At 40.2% G+C, this 20850-nt stretch carries 21 protein-coding genes and 1 pseudogene; 13 read left to right on the forward strand and 9 right to left on the reverse strand.

Features of this window, described 5'->3' with window-relative positions; all coding sequences use genetic code 11:
* Window positions 1-193: 193 nt before the first annotated feature.
* From CK510_RS08400 to CK510_RS08425, 6 genes are all read right to left on the reverse strand, one after another.
* Window positions 194-571: a DUF1823 family protein gene (locus CK510_RS08400; RefSeq protein ID WP_095721273.1), complete on the reverse strand. Its 378-nt coding sequence runs from the start codon at window positions 569-571 to the stop codon at window positions 194-196.
* Between the two features lie 225 nt (window positions 572-796).
* Complete coding sequence (map, locus tag CK510_RS08405) at window positions 797-1621, reverse strand: type I methionyl aminopeptidase (protein ID WP_095721274.1); 825 nt, start codon at window positions 1619-1621, stop codon at window positions 797-799.
* 221 nt (window positions 1622-1842) lie between these two features.
* A complete protein-coding gene (locus tag CK510_RS08410) occupies window positions 1843-2352 on the reverse strand; it encodes a plastocyanin/azurin family copper-binding protein (protein ID WP_373695791.1) in 510 nt (169 codons plus the stop codon).
* 36 nt (window positions 2353-2388) lie between these two features.
* The gene (locus tag CK510_RS08415; protein WP_095721275.1) at window positions 2389-5226 is read right to left on the reverse strand and encodes a M16 family metallopeptidase; all 2838 of its coding nucleotides are present in this window, start codon (window positions 5224-5226) and stop codon (window positions 2389-2391) included.
* A 386-nt stretch (window positions 5227-5612) separates the two neighbouring features.
* Window positions 5613-6059: a VOC family protein gene (locus CK510_RS08420; RefSeq protein WP_095721276.1), complete on the reverse strand. Its 447-nt coding sequence runs from the start codon at window positions 6057-6059 to the stop codon at window positions 5613-5615.
* Window positions 6060-6212: 153 nt separating this feature from the next.
* The gene (locus CK510_RS08425) at window positions 6213-6722 is read right to left on the reverse strand and encodes a TIGR02652 family protein (RefSeq protein WP_444876493.1); all 510 of its coding nucleotides are present in this window, start codon (window positions 6720-6722) and stop codon (window positions 6213-6215) included.
* A 573-nt stretch (window positions 6723-7295) separates the two neighbouring features.
* Between CK510_RS08425 and CK510_RS08430 the strand changes: the two genes are divergently transcribed.
* The 3 genes from CK510_RS08430 (at window position 7296) to CK510_RS08440 (ending at window position 9539) form a co-directional block, all read left to right on the forward strand.
* The gene (locus tag CK510_RS08430; RefSeq protein ID WP_095721278.1) at window positions 7296-7820 is read left to right on the forward strand and encodes a gamma carbonic anhydrase family protein; all 525 of its coding nucleotides are present in this window, start codon (window positions 7296-7298) and stop codon (window positions 7818-7820) included.
* A 145-nt stretch (window positions 7821-7965) separates the two neighbouring features.
* A complete protein-coding gene (locus CK510_RS08435) occupies window positions 7966-8091 on the forward strand; it encodes a photosystem II protein Y (RefSeq protein WP_095721279.1) in 126 nt (41 codons plus the stop codon).
* Between the two features lie 122 nt (window positions 8092-8213).
* Window positions 8214-9539, forward strand: a complete 1326-nt coding sequence (locus CK510_RS08440) for a bifunctional folylpolyglutamate synthase/dihydrofolate synthase (protein ID WP_095721280.1) — start codon at window positions 8214-8216, stop codon at window positions 9537-9539.
* Between the two features lie 483 nt (window positions 9540-10022).
* Here CK510_RS08440 and CK510_RS08445 read toward each other — a convergent pair whose 3' ends face one another.
* Window positions 10023-11327, reverse strand: a complete 1305-nt coding sequence (locus CK510_RS08445; protein ID WP_095721281.1) for an ABC transporter substrate-binding protein — start codon at window positions 11325-11327, stop codon at window positions 10023-10025.
* Window positions 11328-11601: 274 nt separating this feature from the next.
* Between CK510_RS08445 and pilM the strand changes: the two genes are divergently transcribed.
* The 4 genes from pilM to CK510_RS08465 all read left to right on the forward strand — a co-directional run bounded on the left by pilM (window position 11602) and on the right by CK510_RS08465 (window position 17014).
* Window positions 11602-12708, forward strand: coding sequence for a type IV pilus assembly protein PilM (gene pilM, locus CK510_RS08450; RefSeq protein ID WP_095721282.1), 1107 nt, complete (start codon window positions 11602-11604; stop codon window positions 12706-12708).
* A gap of 4 nt (window positions 12709-12712) precedes the next feature.
* Window positions 12713-13498, forward strand: coding sequence for a PilN domain-containing protein (locus CK510_RS08455; RefSeq protein ID WP_095721283.1), 786 nt, complete (start codon window positions 12713-12715; stop codon window positions 13496-13498).
* Entirely contained in the window at window positions 13495-14298 is an 804-nt protein-coding gene (locus tag CK510_RS08460; protein WP_095721284.1) for a pilus assembly protein PilO, read from the forward strand. The genes CK510_RS08455 and CK510_RS08460 overlap by 4 nt, the downstream gene beginning before the upstream one ends.
* A 319-nt stretch (window positions 14299-14617) precedes the next feature.
* On the forward strand, window positions 14618-17014 hold the full coding sequence (locus tag CK510_RS08465) for a type IV pilus secretin family protein (RefSeq protein WP_095721285.1): 2397 nt from the start codon (window positions 14618-14620) through the stop codon (window positions 17012-17014).
* Here CK510_RS08465 and CK510_RS31610 read toward each other — a convergent pair.
* The gene (locus tag CK510_RS31610) at window positions 16994-17146 is read right to left on the reverse strand and encodes a hypothetical protein (RefSeq protein WP_158224862.1); all 153 of its coding nucleotides are present in this window, start codon (window positions 17144-17146) and stop codon (window positions 16994-16996) included. The two genes, CK510_RS08465 and CK510_RS31610, sit on opposite strands and share 21 nt — an antisense overlap.
* Window positions 17147-17170: 24 nt before the next feature.
* Here CK510_RS31610 and CK510_RS31615 point away from each other — a divergent pair, with 24 nt between their 5' ends.
* From CK510_RS31615 to CK510_RS08475, 4 genes and pseudogenes are all read left to right on the forward strand, one after another.
* Window positions 17171-17335 carry a hypothetical protein gene (locus CK510_RS31615; RefSeq protein WP_158224863.1) on the forward strand — a complete coding sequence of 55 codons (165 nt, stop codon included), beginning with the start codon at window positions 17171-17173 and terminating at the stop codon, window positions 17333-17335.
* Between the two features lie 35 nt (window positions 17336-17370).
* Entirely contained in the window at window positions 17371-17535 is a 165-nt protein-coding gene (locus CK510_RS33310) for a hypothetical protein (RefSeq protein WP_245911951.1), read from the forward strand.
* A 42-nt stretch (window positions 17536-17577) separates the two neighbouring features.
* A pseudogene (locus CK510_RS33315) lies at window positions 17578-17790 on the forward strand (PIN domain-containing protein); the annotation flags it as partial.
* A gap of 146 nt (window positions 17791-17936) precedes the next feature.
* Entirely contained in the window at window positions 17937-18155 is a 219-nt protein-coding gene (locus CK510_RS08475; RefSeq protein WP_095721286.1) for a hypothetical protein, read from the forward strand.
* Window positions 18156-18356: 201 nt separating this feature from the next.
* Here the strand turns inward: CK510_RS08475 and CK510_RS08480 are convergent, their stop codons facing one another.
* On the reverse strand, window positions 18357-18581 hold the full coding sequence (locus CK510_RS08480; RefSeq protein ID WP_095721287.1) for a hypothetical protein: 225 nt from the start codon (window positions 18579-18581) through the stop codon (window positions 18357-18359).
* A 942-nt stretch (window positions 18582-19523) separates the two neighbouring features.
* Here CK510_RS08480 and hbs point away from each other — a divergent pair.
* Together hbs and CK510_RS08490 are read left to right on the forward strand one after the other, a co-directional pair.
* Window positions 19524-19808, forward strand: a complete 285-nt coding sequence (gene hbs / locus CK510_RS08485; RefSeq protein WP_095721288.1) for a non-specific DNA-binding protein Hbs — start codon at window positions 19524-19526, stop codon at window positions 19806-19808.
* Between the two features lie 53 nt (window positions 19809-19861).
* Window positions 19862-20850 (forward strand): pyridoxal phosphate-dependent aminotransferase (locus CK510_RS08490; protein WP_095721289.1); only part of this gene is annotated, 989 nt, incomplete at its 3' end.

Genomic DNA, 20850 nt, shown 5'->3' on the forward strand with positions numbered 1-20850 from the left:
TGTCTCATATTCTATAATGCAGTCTGTACCAATTTACATTCTGATTTTTTTTCTACCCCGATTTACCGAGCGGATACATTTATTAATATACACAGTTTTTTGTAGTAATTTAGTCATCTTTTAGATGACTTTTGCCATTAGGCAGAGATTTATAATCTCTACCTACCGGGGTTATTTACTGTATATTTACTTGTTATTCATACTTAATGCCATGAATTTGCATATAACTCAATAACCAATTTGCAGCAGTTGCTCTACGGGTTTGCCGAGGACCAAATTCTCCAATTTTGTAACCTTTAAAACCGAGTTTTTCTTTGAGTGACTGTTTATTTTCCTGAGGAATAGAACGAGTTAATTTCATTGCTGCTGGACGACTATCAAAAAAATCTGGAGGTTCTGGGTAATCGTTCTGCCATTCACCTATAACTTCTGAGATATCCCATTTCTTTTGGGTTTCATTGTAGCGATATCCAAGATAATGCCATACTAACTTGTTAACAGTGACATCATCTATTGTTTCATTTAAAATTGCCCAGAGTGTATCCGTATTCAGAAGTGGTAAATCAGTCATCTTTATTTCTTTTACCTTTTTATTCTTTCCTTTTGCCTTGTTATACTAGGATAATAAAATTAAAGAGACACGATAAAAGTCGCGTCTCTAACAAATATTTTTATGAATATAGAGAGATGTGACATGTCTCGTCTCTACATTATAGGATTTCAGGTTTTATATTTGGTTACAATCCAAAATACAAAGCTTGTACTGAGGGATAAAGAATGTATCCACAATCTAAAATTACAATTTACTACGGTCTGTTAAAATTTCATAACTGCTTTCTGTCACCAACACGGTATGCTCAAACTGTGCAGAAAGTGAATTATCTACTGTTACCGCAGTCCATTTATCTGATAGAGTACGTGTAAATTTAGACCCAGCATTTAAAATTGGCTCAATCGCTAAAGTCATTCCCGCACGCAGCTTGACGTTAGGCATGTCGCGAGTACGGAAGTTAAATACTGAAGGCTCTTCGTGTAAATTACGACCCACTCCATGACCAGTAAAGTCTTCGACAACACTGAAACCGTTTCCTTTTACATGGTCTTCAATCGCACCAGCAATATCAATCAAGTAAGCACCTGCTTTGACTTGTTCGATACCCTTGTACAAGGATTCTTCAGCAATGCGAACTAATTTTGCTGCATCTGGTGTGACAGTTCCAACTGCGATCGTAATACAGGAATCACCGTGAAAACCTTGGAAAAAAGCTCCTGTGTCAACTTTAACTACATCTCCAGCCCGAATAAATTTTTTGGCGCTGGGAATACCATGTACGACTTCGTTGTTGATACTTGAACAAATCGAACCTGTAAAGCCGTGATATCCCTTGAAGCTAGGTGTCGCGTCCATTTCACGAATACGCTTTTCCGCATAAGCATCCAAGTCTGCTGTCGTCATTCCTGGCTGTACCAACTCAGAAATTTCTTTGAGGACGGTTGCAACAATTTTGCCAGACTGTCGCATAATATCAATTTCACGCGGCGATTTAATTTCTATGCCTCGTCGCTGTCTTTTCGCACTGGGTTGAGCTGGTTGAGAAAGCAGGTTACTTAAAATGTTCATGGGATATTAAGAATGATTTGCGTTTTGTCGCAGAGAGTGTGATGGGTGTTTTAGGTTAATTGAAAGTTAATTGAAGAACAATATCATCATCTATATTAAAGTTAGCTTATTTTAAGGCTGCTGCCTTACTGATTCGGTAATTAGTACAAAAATAGGGAAGGTAGGAATCAGGAGGGAGAATTTTTATTTGCGAGGTTTTCAGGTGGTATAAATTTTCCTGGTTAATCGATAGCTATTTTACCCGTCATACCTGCTTCTGTATGTCCAGCAATGGTACAACGTAAACTGTAATTTCCTGGTTTGAGTGGTACAAATACCCATTCGGCTTCTGCACCAGGTTTGAGTTCAAGGTCATGAATAGCACCTTTGATTTCTACTTTGCCTGCTTCAACTTTCTGTGTCCAAATGCCGTCAGCGAAGTCTTTAGCAGTAAAGTAGTGCTTTTGAGAACTAGGATTCACAAGGTGTAAATTATAACGTTTTCCCGACACGAAATCTAAGTGATTCGGTTCAAATATAAGTTCGTTAGCTGAATTTCCTAAGCTCACTCGAATTTCTGTTGCAGCTTGCTTGAGTAAACTCGCGGGTATATTTGTCGCACTAGCGGCAGACACATTAGTTAGATTAAGATATACGAATGAAGCAAGTATCAAGCAAATACGCAGCAATGAATGATTAAAAAATTTCTTGTTAAATAATCTGATATTGAAAACATTTGTAAAAGAAGCCAACATGGCGATTCTCCCTGGTAGTTAATCCTTTTTCTTTTATTTAACAGTACCCTGACCTACGACTACAGTTGGACCAGCCGTAACTACTACAATTTTATCTGGATGGAGTAATTCGCGAGCAGCTTGGTTTACTTGGGTAAGTGTAATCGAGTCAATTTTGTCAGTAAAATCGATTAACTCATTATGTTCTAAACCATACACTTCATTCATGAGGATTTGGTGTGTGAGTTCGTCGGGGTTTGCCAGGGAAACGATATAATTACTAATTGCAGTGCGTTTTGCCGCTTCTACTTCCTCTTCGGAGACTCCTTTTTGATTCATTTCTTCAAGTAATTTACGAGTACTTGCGATCGCTCTATTGGCATCTTCGGGACTAGTTTGCATTTCAATTAGAAATGTCCCAGAATTCTTACCAGCGAGGAAATTACTGTAAATACCGTAGGTTAAACCTTGTTTGTCGCGTACCTCCGCACCTAAACGACTCGATAGAGTATCACCACCCAAAATTTGATTTAAAACCAAGGCTGCGTAGTAACGTCCGTCTTGCCGATTTATTGCCGTATTTCCCATGTAAATAATAGCTTGTGCTTTACCTGGTAACACTGTGTTGACTCTAACTATACTATCAGGTATTGATACGGCAGGATAATCTACAGAAGGGGCTTCACCGTTGTTTTTCCAATTGCCAAATTCCTGGTTAATTAGCGATCGCACGAGTTCCGGATCGAAATCTCCGACCATTGTTAGTATGGTGCGATCGGGACGGTAATGTTTGGCTTTAAACTCAATTACATCACGACGAGAAATTCGCCGCAAACTATCCTCTGTCGTCAGGTTATGGGATGGATGGGTTTTTGGATAAATCGACTGTACAAATGCCCTTTTCGCAACTTCCGCAGGTTCATCTAAATCCTGCTCGATTGCATTCAACGACTGCTTGCGGCTTAATTCTAACTCTTTGCTAGGAAAAATTGGATTTTGAACAGCATCAGCTAAGGTATGTAATAAAATAGGTAAATCGGTTGCTAAAGTGTCACCTTCGATGCGTACCCCTTCCCGTAAAGCATTAAATTCTAAATTCGCTCCCCTTTCTTCCAAAGCTATGGCAAGGGAAAGTACATTTTTGGTTTTAGTCCCATTTAATAAATTATCTGCGACTAATTCCGCTAAACCCGCTTTATTCTCAGGGTCAAATTCCGAACCTGCTTTGATATAGCCGCTTAATGTTACTGTTGGAGTACTCTTGTCAGGTAGCATCAGGATTCGCAGACCATTTGCTAACTCGATCGATTCGGGTTGATTCTGTGAATTACTAGTTCTTTTTGAATCTTTTTCTACCTTAGGTAAATACTTACTAATATCAACTGCGTCTACAGTTCCACTAGAAATAAAACTTTCGTGGGTATGATTTAAATTGGCTTTTCCGTTAGCTTTGGAAACTGTTGCTGCTCGACTTGGTTGGAAATAACCAACGGTACGGACATTCGATTTAAGATACTGCTTGGCAACACGCTGCACATCTTGAGAAGTCACTTTGCGAAGTCTTTCCAGGTAACGGTTGATATAATTATGATCACCCGTAACCGTCTCATCGTTCGCTAATTGCATTGCCTGACTGGTAATATCTCGATTACCCAAAATTACCCCAGCTTCAAACTGTACTTTCGCACGTTTTAACTCGTCAGCATTAACACCCTTCTGTGCCAGTTTGGTAATCTCTTTAGTCAGAATTCCATCTATTTTCTTTAAATCTTCCTTGGGGGAAGCTGTTACAGATAATTCATACCAGCCAAAATCCATCAAACTGGCAACCGAACCACTCACATCGGTTGCAATACCTGAATCCACTAATACTTGATATAACCGAGAATTACGTCCTTCCGACAAAATGTAATCCATCACATCCAATGCTGGGGAATCGGGATGGTTGATGTCGGGTAGAGGATACACAGCTTGTAAAATCGCTGCTGCTCCAGGTTCTTTAAGAATAATCGGATTTTTAGTAGCTAATTCTTGGTTGTTAATTATTAATTGTTGTTTATTATTTGTTAATTCTTGGTTGTTTTTTGCTATTTTACCAAATTTCTCCGTGACAAATGCGATCGCATCATCGGTTTGAAAATCCCCAACAATCGCTAACACTGCATTATCAGGACTGTAAAAATTATGATAGTACTTGCGAACTTGCTCTACAGTAAAATTATTAACATCAGCTTTTGTCCCACCAACTGGTAATCCATAGGGATGATACGGGAAAGCTGCCCGCATTACCGCACGGTTGAGTCTATACTCTGAGTCGTTTTCATAACCCTGCAATTCGGAAATCACAACGCGCTTTTCACTTGCCAATTGTTCTGCTGCGATCGGCGAATTTTGCATCCTGTCTGCTTCTAATTCCAGCAAAGCCTTGAGTTTCTCGCTCTCGGCAGTTCCATAGTAAGCTGTTTGGTCGTAGCTAGTGAAAGCATTTGAATCGCTACCTAAAGCACTAAATAACCGTCCAAACTGAATTGGACGGCTTGTAGTACCTTTGAACATCATATGTTCAAGTTGGTGAGCAATTCCATTTACGCCGGGTTCTTCATTGCGTGAGCCGACTTTATACCATACTTGTACAGTTACCACTGGTGCTGTACGAACTTCCTTCGTGAGAATGGTAAGACCATTTTCCAGAATTGTCTTGCGGACGCTTCCATTCATTGATAAATTATGAGTATTTTTTATAACTATGTTTTTATCTGTAGTCTCTGGATAACTTAAAGTTATTAGTTGGCTATAAGCAGAATAATTATTAACCATCAAGACAATAGCCAGCCAGAAACTTAAGAATAATAGTGGGAATCGATATCGATATAATTGAGCAAACACAGACATTCTTTTCAGACTCTTAATCTGTAAACTTAATCACAGAATTTTTTAATGACTATAGTGTAATTCCTCTAAGTAGTCTGTCGCCTCGGCAACACTACAGATAAGATTATTCTACAGAAGAATTAAACTTAAAAATATAGCTGGAGAAAATTAATAGGAAAATTTACTGTATCATCTGTCCAGAGCCTTCAAAGATATAGATAGAAAGGAGAATTTAAGAAAGAAAACTTTACTTAAATCAACATGTTACCTTGCCCTGAAAGTAATCGGATAGTTTATTGGGATGGAATGGAATAAAAATATTGTGCAATTTTGCGATCGCACTCTATCCCACCATGTATTTAGTTAGTTTTATTTCGTTTTATTTAGTTTTACAACTTTGCGATCGCTTAAGGCGAGACTTTGGTCATTGCACGCAGAAATTCTAAGGGCAAACCATCGGCATCGGCAATAAAAGTAACTTCATAGATGCGATTACCTATTTGCTGCTGTGTCGGTTCTAAAAGAACTGTTAGTGGTAGTAACCCATCGGGATGATTTTGAGAGGTTACAGCAAAACGTTCCCTTAAAGAAGACAACCAGCTAGGTAAATCTGAAGCAATTTCGGTTAAATCGAATGACAAATGATAATACCCTACATATCGCTCATCTGCAAATGCATCGGGGGCAGGTTTCGGTTCAGGTATTTGAATTAGTTCAATTCTGCCATTTAATCCTTCCATCCAACAAGCTAGGGTATAACCAGTTGTAAACCGCTCCACCACAGTAAAACCTAATTGCTCGTAGAATGCGATCGCGCGATGAATATTTGCCGTTCTGATCGAAGCATGATGCATAAAAGATAGTTAGGAGTTGATAGTTAGAAGTGAGGAATTAAATTATATTACCTCCCCTTACCAAGGGGAGGTGCCACAGGCGGTGGGGTTATTTTATGCGCCTTTAATATTAAACTGGTATAACTCCTAAATCTTAACCCCTAAATCCTAACCCTATTCAAACAGTCGAAAATATGGATACCGTACGGGTACACCAGGTTCTTTATCCAAATCAAAATTAATCACTTCCCAGCAAGGTTCCTCAACAGCTTCGGGACTAAATTCGACAGGTAAGCCATAAAGTCGCGCTGAAGTTGCCTCCGATTGCCCAGAACGCCAAGGGGTAGTCCTTTCCAAATATCCGCTCATCAATTCCTGGTAGCGTCGAGCAATAATTACTCGTGTAGCTCGATAACCTTGGGTATAAAGTTTATCAAGTGCTTCATGAATTTCAAACCTAATTCCATCTGGATGGGTATGCTGACGATACCACTCACTATTCCATCTTCGCCAATGCCGTCCCGATTGCAGATGAACTAACTCTCCTGATTCGGGATTGGCTTCAAAAGCTCCATGTCTAGGACATAAGTAAGTATCAGTGAGTGTCAATGCCTGGATAGTTTGACGGCAGTGGGGACACTCAATATCGGGACCAAAAATTGGGTACTGCAAGGCTAGATTCATCATGAAGTGCGTTTAAACATAATATTTAAAAAAACGGAAAAATGGCTACATTTTACACATTACTACTTTCAAATTTGCAGTACTTATGCAGGAAGTAATAGAAAATTAGATTCTTGGGTCAGGATAATTAATCAATGACCTCTACTTTGATTATGTTTCACGTAAGTCCTGTTTATTTTAAACTTTTAATAATTTGCATTTTTCTTAACTATACTGAAAACGGCTAAAAAATAAACTTCTGTCAGGCTGACTTATGTTGCATCTCAAAGGCTTTCACTTCATGTAAAAGTAAAGTCCTAATAAGTTTTTAGTATACTTAATTAACATGTTTACCCAGGCATTTTACTTTAAAGTTTTGTCACAAAAACATGAATTTATTACTTGTAACTATTTCTCATAATTTTGTGAAACAGAATTTTGTACTAATTCACATTTTTACAATCAAAATTTTTCCACTTGAGATTTTCTAATCTACATTGGCTCTTGTCGTCATGATATCCTGGTTTTGCAACCAGACTCCAAAGTTTAGTTTAGTTGTTCCAGTATTTCTGGTTTTCATATTTATATTCTATCGTGTCTACACCTTCCTACTGGTCTCCTTGCGATATTTCTCAAGCTGCCTTCGTGGCAGATAGTGCTGATTTGATTGGTTTTGTCAATATTTCCCCAGGTGTAAGTATTTGGTATGGTGCTGTTGTGCGTGGGGATGTGGAAAAAATTGAAATTGGCGAATGCACCAATATCCAAGATGGAGCTATTTTACATGGCGACCCTGGTAAACCGACAATTTTAGAAGACCACGTTACCGTCGGGCATCGTGCAGTGATTCATTCGGCACATATCGAACGCGGTTGTCTGATTGGCATTGGTGCAATTGTTTTAGATGGTGTACGAGTTGGTAGCGGTAGTATTATTGGTGCAGGTGCTGTTGTGACCAAAGATATACCATCGCGATCGCTTGTTGTTGGTATTCCCGGTAAAGTAGTACGGCAAATTTCCCCAGAAGAAGCCGCAGAACTAATTGAACATGCCGAACGTTACAAAAAATTAGCCCTGGTTCATGCTGGCAAAGGTACCGATTTGGGATTTGGAAAGTGAGGAATTGATAAATACCCAATGCCCAATGCCCAATTTGTAAACATTCTTTACAAAGAAAATTTGGAAAAAACCACCACTTTAGCTAAAAATAAAGTGAGAAGAATTGACAAAACTTAAATCTTTACTTAAGAGAGGGGTTCTGGATATGGATATTGATTTTCGCGTTGCTATTGTGCTGGCTCCAATTGCGATCGCTGCTGGTTGGGCAATATTTAACATTGGTGCAGCAGCATTACGACAAGTTCAAGGCTTTTTAAACAAAGACGCTTAAACCAAATTTAGAGTTACAAATTTTTAACCACATAAAACCGATTGTTTACCCCTTAGCGAAACAGTCGGTTTTATTCTTCGTATAGCTTTTCAGGCATCAAGGGGAAATTCCTAACCACTTTTATGGAAATTGACGCAATTCTTAAACCCTTTCAACGTTTTGGCGTACATTTAGGGTGCGATCGCATTTACAAACTTTTACAAAATCTTGATAATCCCCATCTCCAAGTTCCGGTAATTCACGTAGCTGGTACTAATGGTAAGGGTTCGGTATGTGCTTATCTCTCGTCTGTTCTCACGCAAGCAGGTTATCGAACTGGGCGTTATACGTCACCCCATTTGGTAAATTGGACGGAACGGATTAGCTTTAATGAGCAACAAATCACAAATGATGACTTTTGTCAATTATTACTTCAAGTTCAAAGCGCAATTTCTCCAAATGAAGAATCACCAACACAATTTGAAGTAATTACCGCAGCTGCTTGGTTATATTTTGCCCAACAAAAAGCCGATATTGTGGTTATGGAAGTGGGATTAGGTGGACGTTTGGATGCTACCAATGTCTGTCCCCAACCCCTAGTCTCAGTAATTACATCAATTAGTCGCGAACACTGGCAGCAGCTTGGCTCTACCGTCAGCGAAATTGCGGGAGAAAAAGCCGGAATCATCAAATCTGGATGTCCTGTTGTCATGGGGCAGTTACCTACCGATGCCGCAAAAGTAGTACAAAATCGTGCAAAAGAACTTAATTGTCCAATTTTTATCCCACAACCAGCCCATAAGCTTGATAATCTAGTCTCAACCGCAGAATATCAATCAATTTTTACTCCAAAAACCATTAAATATCCTTTAGCTTTAGAAGGACAAATTCAATTAGCAAATTCAGCTTTAGCACTAGCAACTTTAGAAATTTTACAGAATAAAGGTTGGGAAAAAATCACGGAAGCTGCGATTATTCAAGGGATGGGAAAAACAAAATGGTTGGGACGAATGCAATGGACTAGTTGCACAATAAATGAGACAAAGTACAGAATTTTAATTGATGGTGCCCATAATCCTGCTGCGGCAAAAGCGTTAAGAGAATATGTCGATTCTTTAAATATAAAATCAGTCAGTTGGGTTATGGGAATGTTATCTACAAAAGAGCATGACCAAGTATTTACAGAATTACTCAAACCCAACGATAGATTATATTTGTTACCTGTACCCGAACACAGTACTGCAAAGCCTGATGACCTAGCTGAATTAGCCAAACAAATATGTCCTGACTTGAATTTTTGCCAAACATATCCCGATTTAAATTTAGCTCTGGATGCAGCTTTTAACGTCCCAGAATTAGATTATTTAATCTTTAATAATTCAGATATAGATAAAGCCAAAGATTTAGTTATTTTATGCGGTTCGTTATATTTAATTGGACATTTTTTACAGGTAATTAATAAAAAATAAAAAATATACCGGACTTTTAAATTAAGATATAAACCCCGTCTCATACCATTTTAATATGAAGATGCATAGAAAGAACCCCTCCGCCTGTGGCACCTCCCCTTGCTTTACGCGCTACTCTACGAGAAGACGAAGCGTCTACCGCGTTCCCGCAGGGTAGGGGAGGTATGGAGGGGTCACATAATGTGCAGCCTCACATAGAATTGGTATAAGCTGTTCCTCATTTAAATAATAATAATCCAAATTATTATTATTATTGTGGGGTGGGCATCCCTGCCTAACCTAATATATAATTTAGGTGCTTTTTAGCTTATCTTGAAAACTTAAGTTTCTCGCATTCTCGCGTTGTAACAATCTTGGAAATGTTGGGTTTCGCAAAGCCTTCACCCAACCTACAAAAATACTGAAGATATAATTAAAGCCTCTCCCCTTATTAAGGGGAGAGGTTGGAGAGGCGTCATATTTTATTTGTCAAACTGACAAATATCACGAATTACTTTGATTCCATTCCTTTTCAGCATCAACAATAGCTTGGTCTACATTTTTTTCACCCAACATTGCAGCTTGCAAATTATCATAAATGACCTTTTGCAAAATATTTAAATTCTTCAAAGTAGGGATTAAAACCTCAGCTTGTTGTAACTGACTAGCGCTAACTGTCCTCGCTTTGTCATATGTCGAAGCATTTGCTGGTACATCCTTAAAATAACCATCAGCAAGTGCTTTAGTAGTCGATGGTAAAACATTTGCGGCTTTAGCAAAAGCTAATTGATTTTCGTCATTAGTGAGAAATAAAGCAAACTTTAACGCTGCATCAGGATGCTTCGATTCACGGGGAATAACAACATTCATCACAGCAACATTTTTCTTACCAGTATCACCAGTAATTTGAGGTGCGATCGCACTCGCTTCGGCAATTTTTGGAGCATTTTGTGCGATCGTCTTCAAGAATTCTGGACCAGAAGTTAACATCGCAGTTTCCCCAGATTGGTACAAATTTATCCCGTGTCGGTGTCCCTTAGTCAAAGACTCCTTCGGTAATAATCCCTTCTTATACATATCTACCCAATACTGAAACGCAGCTTTTCCCTGGGGAGAATTAAAAGCAGCCTTCCCTGACCCATCAATCAGCGTCACACCCATCTGTACAAGAGATTCCAGCACCTCACCCGAATCCTGGGGCACAAAAGTCATAAAAAAAGCATACTTACCAGTCTTATCCTTAATTTGTTGAGAAACTTGTGCGAGTTCAGTATATGTACTGGGCACTTTTGCGATACCTGCCTGTTTTAATAAATCAGTGTTATAAATGGTTAACCGTGTAGTGAGATACCAAGGTATGCCAAAGCTCTTACCATTTAATGTACTAGCTTTCCATATATTGGGTAGATAGGAGGAACGAACATCAGTAGGTACTTTCCCATCTAAATCCAACCAAGCATTTCGTCCCGCCAATTGCGATGCGAAACCGGGGTTGAGGTTAACTACGTCAGGTGGCGTTTTTGCGGAAACCGATGTTAAAATTTTGTTCTCCATACCGTCCCAAGGTATATCTACCCAGTTAACCTTTATACCTTGATTTTGCGACTCGAAGTTTGTAACTAAACTTTGGAAGTAGTCAGTAAATTTTGGTTTGAGCGACATTGTCCAAAACTCGATTTTTGCTCCTTCTGAAGAGGCTTGATTTGTATTTTTGGTAACATTACCTGTACTACAACTGACAATCCAGGTTGTCAGCAGACTGAGTATTGCCCAAATCGTTATTTTCTTGAATCTTTGGGTTTGAATCATTGTAATTGTGGGTTTTCCTTGTGTTTTTTCGACTAAATCGGGGTGAAAAGGTTATGCATAATTTTCGAGATTATAGGCTAAATAAATTACTTAGTAAGTAGCTAGACATAACTAATAATGTTGTTATTTTTTCTTTGTTAACAGTTATTTGTCCTTAGTGTCTGGTTTTTTGTGCAAACAGAACAACTAATAACCTAAAAACCAATAACCAACAACAACTAACTAACAACTTAATCAATAAAATTTTCAATTTAACAGTTCTGCGGTCAAAACTGTGGCTAAACGCTTTAATAGTCTATTTGGAAAATCAAACAAAGGGATAGGCATCGAACTTGCACCACAACGAGTTAACATTGCTCGACTACGCAAGCAAGGGCAAAGCTTGAAGCTAGATGCTTTATCATCCTTACCTGTTCCCGAAGGTGTATTTGTAGATGGTCAGATTGCCGATCCTCCGGCAATGGCTGAAATTATTCAGCAGGCTTTGGCTGAAAGTAAAATTAAGGTATCAAAAGTTGCGACTGCTGTACCGGGACGGGATTCAATCGTGCGTTTGATACCCGTACCTGCCGAACTTGATGAAAAAGAACTGCGGGAAATGGTACTCAATCACGAAGCTGGGTTGTATTTACCCTACCCTCGCGAGGAAGCTGATGTAGATTACCAGAAGCTTGGTTACTTTGTCGATGAAGATGGCATTGAAAAAGTACAAGTTTTGCTAGTCGCAACCCGCAAAGATATTACTGATACCTATGTCAGAACCTTCGAGCAGGCAGGATTAGAAATCGATGTCTTGGAGATTAGTAGTTTTGCGTTGATTCGGACAATTCGCGAGCAACTGCGGCAATTTGGACCACAGGAAGCTGCCGTGTTAGTCGATATTGAATTTGATAGTACGGAAATTGCGATTATTGTCAATGGTGTACCACAATTCTCGCGCACAGTACCCATTGGTACCTATCAAATGCAAATGGCACTAGCACGAGCAATGAACTTACCTGCATCGCGAGATATGGAATTGCTCCAAGGGATGACAATTCCTTCAACTCAGATGGATGGTGGTAAGACAGGTCAGACTTCAGTCAATCCCGGTGTAGCGGCAATGATGCGGGTGTTAGGTGAACTCACTGATGAGTTGCGTCGCTCTATCGATTTTTACTTGAATCAGAGTGAAAACTTGGAGGTGGCACAAATATTATTAGCTGGTCCTGGTGGTGGATTATCACAGATGGATGAGTTTTTTACCCAAAGATTGAGTTTGCCGACTACTCAAATTGACCCTGTGAGTGCTTTGTCATTAGAAATTGATGAGGAGAAATTTCCATCAGTTCAGCGTGCTGGGTTAGGGATAGTTCTTGGTTTGGGTATGCGGGAGGTATAAGCAGGTGTACGGTTTAGACGTTAATTTTTTAAAAGATCGTGCTGCATCTCAGAGTAATTCTTCTGAAAAAAAGCGCGGACGTAAAGCACCAATGGCAGCAGGGGAGTTGACACCTCTGTTCATTGGTGGAGCAGTTGCCGCTTTTACTTTGGCATTGGTGGGAACTGGATGGTATTTTTTACAAGCTCAAAATAGCCAGTTAGGAGAAAACATTGCTCAACTAGAGCAAGAAAACCAACAATTAGAAGCCAAAATTGGGAGTATCAACAAAATTCGAGCCGAAATTGCCCAGGTAAAAAGCGAAACACAAGCTCTTGTGACTGTATTCGACCAGATTCGTCCTTGGTCAGCAATGTTACAAGATGTTCGCGATCGCATTCCGTCTACTGTTCAATTAGATTCTGTGAAACAGATTGCAGCACCAGTTCCAGCAGCTTCATCTACTGCATCAGCACCAGTTCCAGCAAGTAATGCTAGTGCGATCGAGATGGCTGGTTTTAGTCGGACTTTCAACGATGTCAACGACTTTTTGGTGTCATTACAACAGTCTCGATTCCTCAAATCGAATGAAATACGCATCGCTAGTGCGGAGTTAGTTGAAGCACCTTTACCAAGTGGTGTCACCTTACCTCCAGGAGTAAAACTACCGCAGGTTGTGAAATATACAATCCAATCGAGTGTAAGCGAAGTTCCAGCATCGGTATTAATGCGTGAATTGGAACAGAAAGGCACTGTTGGATTAGTTACCCGGATTCGCAGTTTGCAACAAACAGGAGCGCTGCAACGATGACCTTTAGTGAAGATTTAGATTTTGAGGGTGGAGGTTTCGAGGAAGCGGGTTCAGCTTATCCGGTTATCTTCGGTATCACTTTTACACCAAAAGTTGGTGGTATTTTAATCGGACTTGCTGGACTTGGTGGTGCTGCTTTTATCTTCATGAATTTGGTAATGCCAACTTGGGAAACATTCCAACAGCAACAGGCAAAACAAACTGATTTGCAAACTCAAATCGAGCAGAAGAAAGCCAGTATTAATCAAATTGACAAGGTTAAAGAAGAGTTAGCCAAAGCGAAAGTCCAACAAGGTCAAGTTTTGGGGTTATTCTCTAATGAAAAAACCTTAGATACATTGCTACTGGATTTAAACCGCTTGGTTGAATCTGGTAATGACTTGCTGCCAGCGAATGCAGTCAAATCTAAGATGAAGAAGTATACCCCCGATGCTCAAAAGTCAGAGGTTATTACTGATAGTTCTTTTGGAGCGTTAGTTAATGGCAAATTGAAGCGTAGTAAAGTAAACATCGAATTTACTGGTACTTACGAACAAACACAGTCAATTCTTCGGAATATTGAGCGTTTGCAGCCATTGTTAATTGTTAAAGATTACCAATCGACACTGACGCAAGAAACGGCGACAGATGCATTGGGTAAACCAATACGTAAAATTGGACCAGTTTCGATTACCACAGGTTTCCAGCTACAGGCATTAATGCCACTGACACCAGAGGAATTAGCCGCGCAGGTTAAACCAGTAGCCCCAGTTGATGGTGCTGCGACTCCGGCAGCTACTCCAGAACCAGCGAAGAAGTAAAAGTTGGGCAATTAGCAATTCGCAATTTCCTAACTTTTAATTCCCAACTCTTAATTCCCAACTTCTTATACCAGTTTAATATGAAGACGCATAAAATAACCCCACCGCCTGTGGCACCTCCCCTTAGTAAGGGGAGGTATGGAGGGGTCAAATAATGTGCAGCCTCACAAGTAATTGGTATCAGTACTTATTACTTATTCGATATAAGTTGTGGGAAACCGGGAAAAGGTTCAATTTGTTGCAGCAAATTGCAAGTGAATTCAAAAGTAATAATCAAGATTACACAAACTTTTAGTCGAATTCAGGTGAGGAATAAACTGTGAAACAAATTCACGGTAATGGCTTTATTTTTGGTGCTACAGTAGCTATTTTGGTTGCACAAATCGGACAACCAGTATTAGCGCAAATGAGTCAAATTACGGGCGTGAAGCTCAACCAAGTTGATGGTAAAGTCAACCTGGTTTTAGATGCTTCCGCAGGCGATCGCGCCCAAGTTTTCACTACCAAGCGCGGCAACGCTTTAGTAGCTGATATTATCAACACGCAATTACGTCTACCACAAGGTAATAGCTTTCGTCAAGATAACCCTGGTCCCGGTATTTCTTCGATCGCAATTAACCAACTCGATTCCAACAGTGTTCGGGTTGTAGTTACTGGTAACAAAGGTACACCCAATACCCAACCTGTGGTACGGGGACGTGATGGGTTAACTCTAAGTTTTGTCGAAGGTGACGGCACTGTAGCCGCAGCCCCAGAACCCTCAGCACCGACTGCTCCACCGATTGGTATCAGTCAGCAGCCAGCACCCGCAGAGGGTCCAGGACAGCCGAGTAACCCTGCACCACCATTTTTACCCCGTGCGGTGGCTCCACCAGTGGGAGATATTGCAATTTCTGCGATCGATGCTTCTCCGAGTGTGATTGATTTGGGTACGCAAGAACGAGTACCACGCTTGGTATTGCGGGATGCTCCTGTGCGTGAGGTGCTTTCGTTGCTGGCTCGTGCGGCAAATATGAACTTGGCTTATTCATCGGTTGACGCAACTGCCCAAGGTGAACAACCTGCGGCAGGAGTTCCAGGTGATGGATTGAAGGTATCTCTGGATATTCAAAATGAGCCTGTACAAGATGTATTTAATTACGTTTTGCGCTTGAGTGGCTTGGAAGCTAGTCGTAGTGGACGTACAGTTTTTGTTGGACCGAAACTGCCAAATTCCAGCCGTGATGTAGTAATGCGAAACCTGCGACTCAACCAAGTTAATGTGGGTGTTGCTCTAAACTTTTTAGTTGGCTTAGGTGCAGAAAGCTCCATTACCCGCGAACGTCTTGTTACTAGCGTTAATGCTGTACCCGTAGGTGGTGCTGCAAATGCTGCTGTTACCCAAACTCAGACTACTACTGAGAGTAAAGTCGAAACCCAGCGTGTCGAATTCAAAGATTCAGTACCACTTCTTAGAGGTTTACAAGTATCTGGAGACGAACGTAGCAACTCTGTAACTTTGATTGGTACTCCAAAAGCAGTTGAAATGGCGATGATGCAACTATCACAACTAGATATTCGTCGCCGTCAAGTTGCTGTTAATGTCAAAATTATCGACGTTAACTTGCTAAATACAAAAGACCTCAATACAAGTTTTTCCTTTGGTGTGGGAAATAACTATTTCGTTAATGACGGTGGAGCTGCATCTCTCAACTTTGGTGGTGCTAGACCAGCAACTAGTGGAGAAGCACGAGGTAGTTTAACAAGCACTCCGACCATAGCTAATCCCTATGCGAATGCTGCACCATTATTTAATGCAAATGGTACATTTACCGTACCTAATGGTGGTTCTGGCTTGAGAGTGACACAAGATGGTCAGGTAACAACAAATATTCCTGGAGATGCAACCTTTCTTAACCCAATTTCTCCAACTACTAATAGTCCAACAAATCCTGGTTTGACTGGATTTACACCAGGAACACCGGATACAGTAACGACTACAACTGACGAAAATGGAAGAAGAACTTCGACTTTCGCTGAAGGAACTCGTGCAACGGCTGAATTTGGATTACCATCCTTATACCAATTTCCAAAACGTTTTCTTGCTAGTTTACAGAGTCAAGTTACTAACGGGAATGCCAAAATTCTGACTGATCCAACTTTGACAGTACAAGAGGGAGAAGAAGCTCAAGTTAAGCTAACAGCACAGGTATATGGAGGGATTGAGGTTACATCAGGTAGCACTTCAACTTCTTCAAACGGTGTTGCTACTTATACTAGAAAACCAATAATCAAAGATGCTGGTTTAACTTTATCTGTTAAAGTCGATCGCATTGATGATAATGGCTTTGTCTCTTTATCTGTTGCTCCTACTGTTTCTGCACCTAGTAACTCAGTACCAACTCCTGATGACGGAAATATTACCTTGTTATCGGAAAGAAGTCTTAGATCGGGACAAATTCGCTTGAGAGATGGTCAAACATTAATTTTGTCCGGTATCATCCAAGATTCTGAACGAGTAAGTGTATCGAAAGTCCCAATTTTAGGTGATATCCCGCTTTTGGGTTCCTTGTTTAGAAAAACAAATAAAGCGAATCAGCGTAATGAGGTGATTGTTTTGCTGACTCCTCAAGTTATGGATGATTCGGAGCGTTCTTCTTACGGTTACAACTACAACCCTAGCCCAGAAGTACGGCAAATGCTCGAACGTCGCGGTTTACAAGTACCGAGGAAGTAGTTCGGGTTTTCGCGAGTTAATCTGGGCGAACGTGGGGTTAATCTGGGCGAACAGCCGTTCGCCCTTACCGGAATGTCGTGACGTGTATAAATTTATCGTGCGATCGCATTTGGCATCGATATCAGATTTCATTATTTATTGTAGGGGCGAAGTTCTTTGCTCTTATTTTATTTACCTTTATTTTGTTTGATTCCCATATCACAAAATGGTAAATTCGGAAATTATTTTACAATCGTGCGATCGCATTCGGCATTAAGCTCCTGCGATCGCACTTCTTTTTCTAATTGGCATTTATTGAGATTCCGAAACGTGAGAATATAAAGCCTGAACTGCTATATGGAGTGGAGTCTGCAAAATTGAAGATATATGTAGACACAAGTGTTTTCAATAGACCTTTTGATGACCAAACACAACCCAGAATCGCGCTAGAAACTCAAGCATTACAAATAGTGTTGAGGCTAGTAGAAACCCAAGCAGTAGAAATGGTTAGTTCTTCGGTACTAGAATATGAAAATAGTTGAAATCCATTTCCACTTAGGCAACAATGGGTAGAGCGTCAACTACAATTAGCAGCAGTAGATGAAAAAATTGCGGAACGAGCTACAGAATTAGCTGAGCAGGGTTTAGGTGAGATTGATGCATTCCACGTTGCCTGTGCCGAAATTGTAGAAAGCGATTATTTTTTGACTTGCGATGATCGCTTAATACGTAGATATAGAGGAACGGTTCGAGCTATCAACCCAGTTAACTTTATCTTAGAGGGTGTTTATAAATAAAATTATGTCATTCTGAGGAACGAAGAATCTAGCGTTTGAAGCGTAGTCTAGAGATGCTTCACTGCGCTATCGCTCCGTTCAGCATGACAAACTAGACTTTTTGCCTAATTTATAAACACCCACTTAGAGGCAACAGAAGAGAATTTATGAATATCAAAATGCCAAGAGGACAAGAAGTGATTCAAGAGGCTTTAGAGATTTTAGAGCAACACATGGAACCCTCGAAAGTTGCTTTACTTCTATCTCTTTGGCAAGCTGGTGGAGATGATTATCTCAAAATTCGGGAGCAGTTATTTGCTGGAGAGACGGTAAAGACGCTGTATGACAAAATTCAAACCTACCAGAATCAAAAATCAGGAATGTAAATAAAATTTGTAGAGATGGGTAGATGCGATCGCATCCGGCATTAAGCTCCTGCGATCGCATAATCACTAAGGGACAATATTTAAACCTACATAATTTCAATTTTGTCAACTAATTTACAAGTTATTTTACAATCGTGCGATCGCATAATTCATAAATATCGGGGAAAATTGCGATCGTAATCTTCTCGTGGCAGGTAAAATCTAATAATTCAAAAAATAGTTTCCTGTATCTGCATCAATGGCAATGAAGCAGTTGTAATGGTTTTCGATAAGCTCAGAGCGAATACGTTCAAAAATTTCTCTACACAATTTACCAGTCTCAGACCGTTGCTGCTTGCGATCGCGCAATTCTGCTGGTGAGATGGTCGCTTTTGGCAATATTCGACTTTGATGCGGTGATGGATTTGCTGAAGATAATGGAGTCATAGCTTTATCAAAGAGTAGAACGGTGTGCGCTTGATTCTAGAGACTTCCAGAAACTAAAATATTCCAACTATAGACTTATCAATCTTATCATTCGTGGGGTTAGGGCGGAGGGACCCCGCCCCTACAAGCCTCGTTTCCTGCGCGTTAGCGTTCCCGTAGGGTAGCTATCCGCAGGAATCGCGTGTCTGGGATTCACTAAGGAAAATACTTGCCTGCATAAAATAATTATTTTGTCAATTTAATTTGCAAAAAGAAATAAATTGTGCGATCGCATTTAAGACAATCTACTCATTACTCAAAAACAAACTATGACCCAGCAATTTTTTTAATAAGTTTTTTAAATATTTTGTATGAGTTTACCTTAACTTAGCAGGGGTTTGCTGCTTAATTTTGATTGCGAGATGTAAAAAACTGCGATCGCATTTCCTCACAAAAATCTTTAAATCTCGATTGAAAAGGCAAACTTCACATAAATTATGGTGTTTTTTTCGATTAATTAGTAATTTAAATTAATTAAGCATTTTTTAGCAATTTACTCTAACAAAAACTTATCATAGAAGGCATTTTTGATGCGATCGCAGTAATTTTTACCATTTTTTTGGCGAAAATACTGCCGTTTACACCCTATCCCCCAAATGACAAGGGTTTTTACTAAGTATTTTTTCCTACTTTAAGGACTGTTTTTAGTGAAACATGACTAAACTTTTTGACTATAAACCTGAAATCTATATAAATTAATGGTTTCATCTGTTCACATCTGTCGTATAAACCTTAGAATGATTCATTGAAAAGTTCAGCCGACAGGAGTTGCAGCGATTTTAAGCAAAAGTACTCCCAAAGGTAGACTTTGTAAATCGACCCACAGAGATTTCAGTGCCTCATGAAAGGATGCGCTACTAGTGCATTTGTATGCAATCCTAAGTAAACCCCAAGGAGTTTGTTATGAATAAAGGCGAATTAGTTGATGCAGTAGCAGAAAAAGCTAGCGTCACCAAGAAGCAAGCTGACGCAGTTTTGAGCGCGGCTTTGGAAACCATCGTCGAAGCAGTTTCTTCTGGCGATAAGGTGACACTAGTCGGTTTTGGCTCGTTTGAATCGCGGGAAAGAAAAGCTCGCGAAGGGCGTAACCCCAAAACCAATGAGAAAATGGAAATTCCTGCTACTAAGGTTCCTGCATTCTCGGCTGGGAAACTCTTCAGAGAACGGGTAGCACCCCCAAAAGTTTAGGTTGTTCAGTTTTTAGGTCAGTTTTTAGGTCTATTTTTAGGATTTGTTAGTTTATGGGGAAGCAAGCACATGGAGGAAATTTAGTCTGGGCAGCTACGCTGGCTGGCTGTTCTCCTAGTGCGATTCTGGATTTTTCGGCGAGTATTAGCCCTTTGGGACTATCTGCTAATGTTTTAGCGGCGATTCAGTCTCAATTTGGCAATATTCAGCACTATCCAGACCCCAATTATGGTGATTTGAGAAATGCTCTCGGTCACTATCACCAACTAAGCTCGGAATGGATTATGCCTGGTAATGGCTCGGCTGAACTACTAACTCTCGCGGGTAGAGAATTGGCGGAGTTAGGTTTAGGTGCGACTGTGTTGTTAACTCCAGCTTTTGGCGATTACTATAGGGCACTAGCTGCGTATGACGCGAAGGTGCTGGAGTTTTCTTTGTTATCGTTTGATGGTCATTTGTCAGAAGTCTTTGACTCGGAAGTTTTTGGCTCAGGAGTTTTTGGCTCAAAAGTCTTTGACAAAGGGCAAATGACCATTAATCCCATTAATCAAGGGCTAATTCTCAATAATCCTCACAATCCCACGGGAAGGTTGTTCCGTAGGGAGGAAGTTCTACCATTGCTGGATAAATTCGCTCTGGTGGTGGTTGATGAGGCTTTTATGGACTTTTTGCCCCCGAATGAGGAACAGAGCCTTTTAGGGGTTGTGCAGGATTATCCCAATTTAGTAATTTTGAGGTCTCTGACTAAGTTTTATTGTTTACCTGGGTTGCGGTTGGGTTACGCTGTTGCCCATCCGCAACGTTTGCAGCGTTGGCAAAAGTGGCGCGATCCTTGGAGTGTGAATTGTTTTGCGTCTGCTGCGGGGGTTGCTGCGGTTCAGGATCAGGAGTTTCAGCAGAGAACTTGGGATTGGTTGCCGTTAGCGAGGAAGCAACTTTTTGACGGTTTGGCTCAAATTCCTGGTTTGAAACCTTTTGAGAGTGCTGTTAATTTTTTGTTGGTTGAGTCGGAATATTCCTGCGATCGCATACAGTCTGTATT

Origin of the sequence: Brunnivagina elsteri CCALA 953, assembly GCF_002289455.1 — a bacterium.
GTDB classification, from domain to species: domain Bacteria; phylum Cyanobacteriota; class Cyanobacteriia; order Cyanobacteriales; family Nostocaceae; genus Brunnivagina; species Brunnivagina elsteri.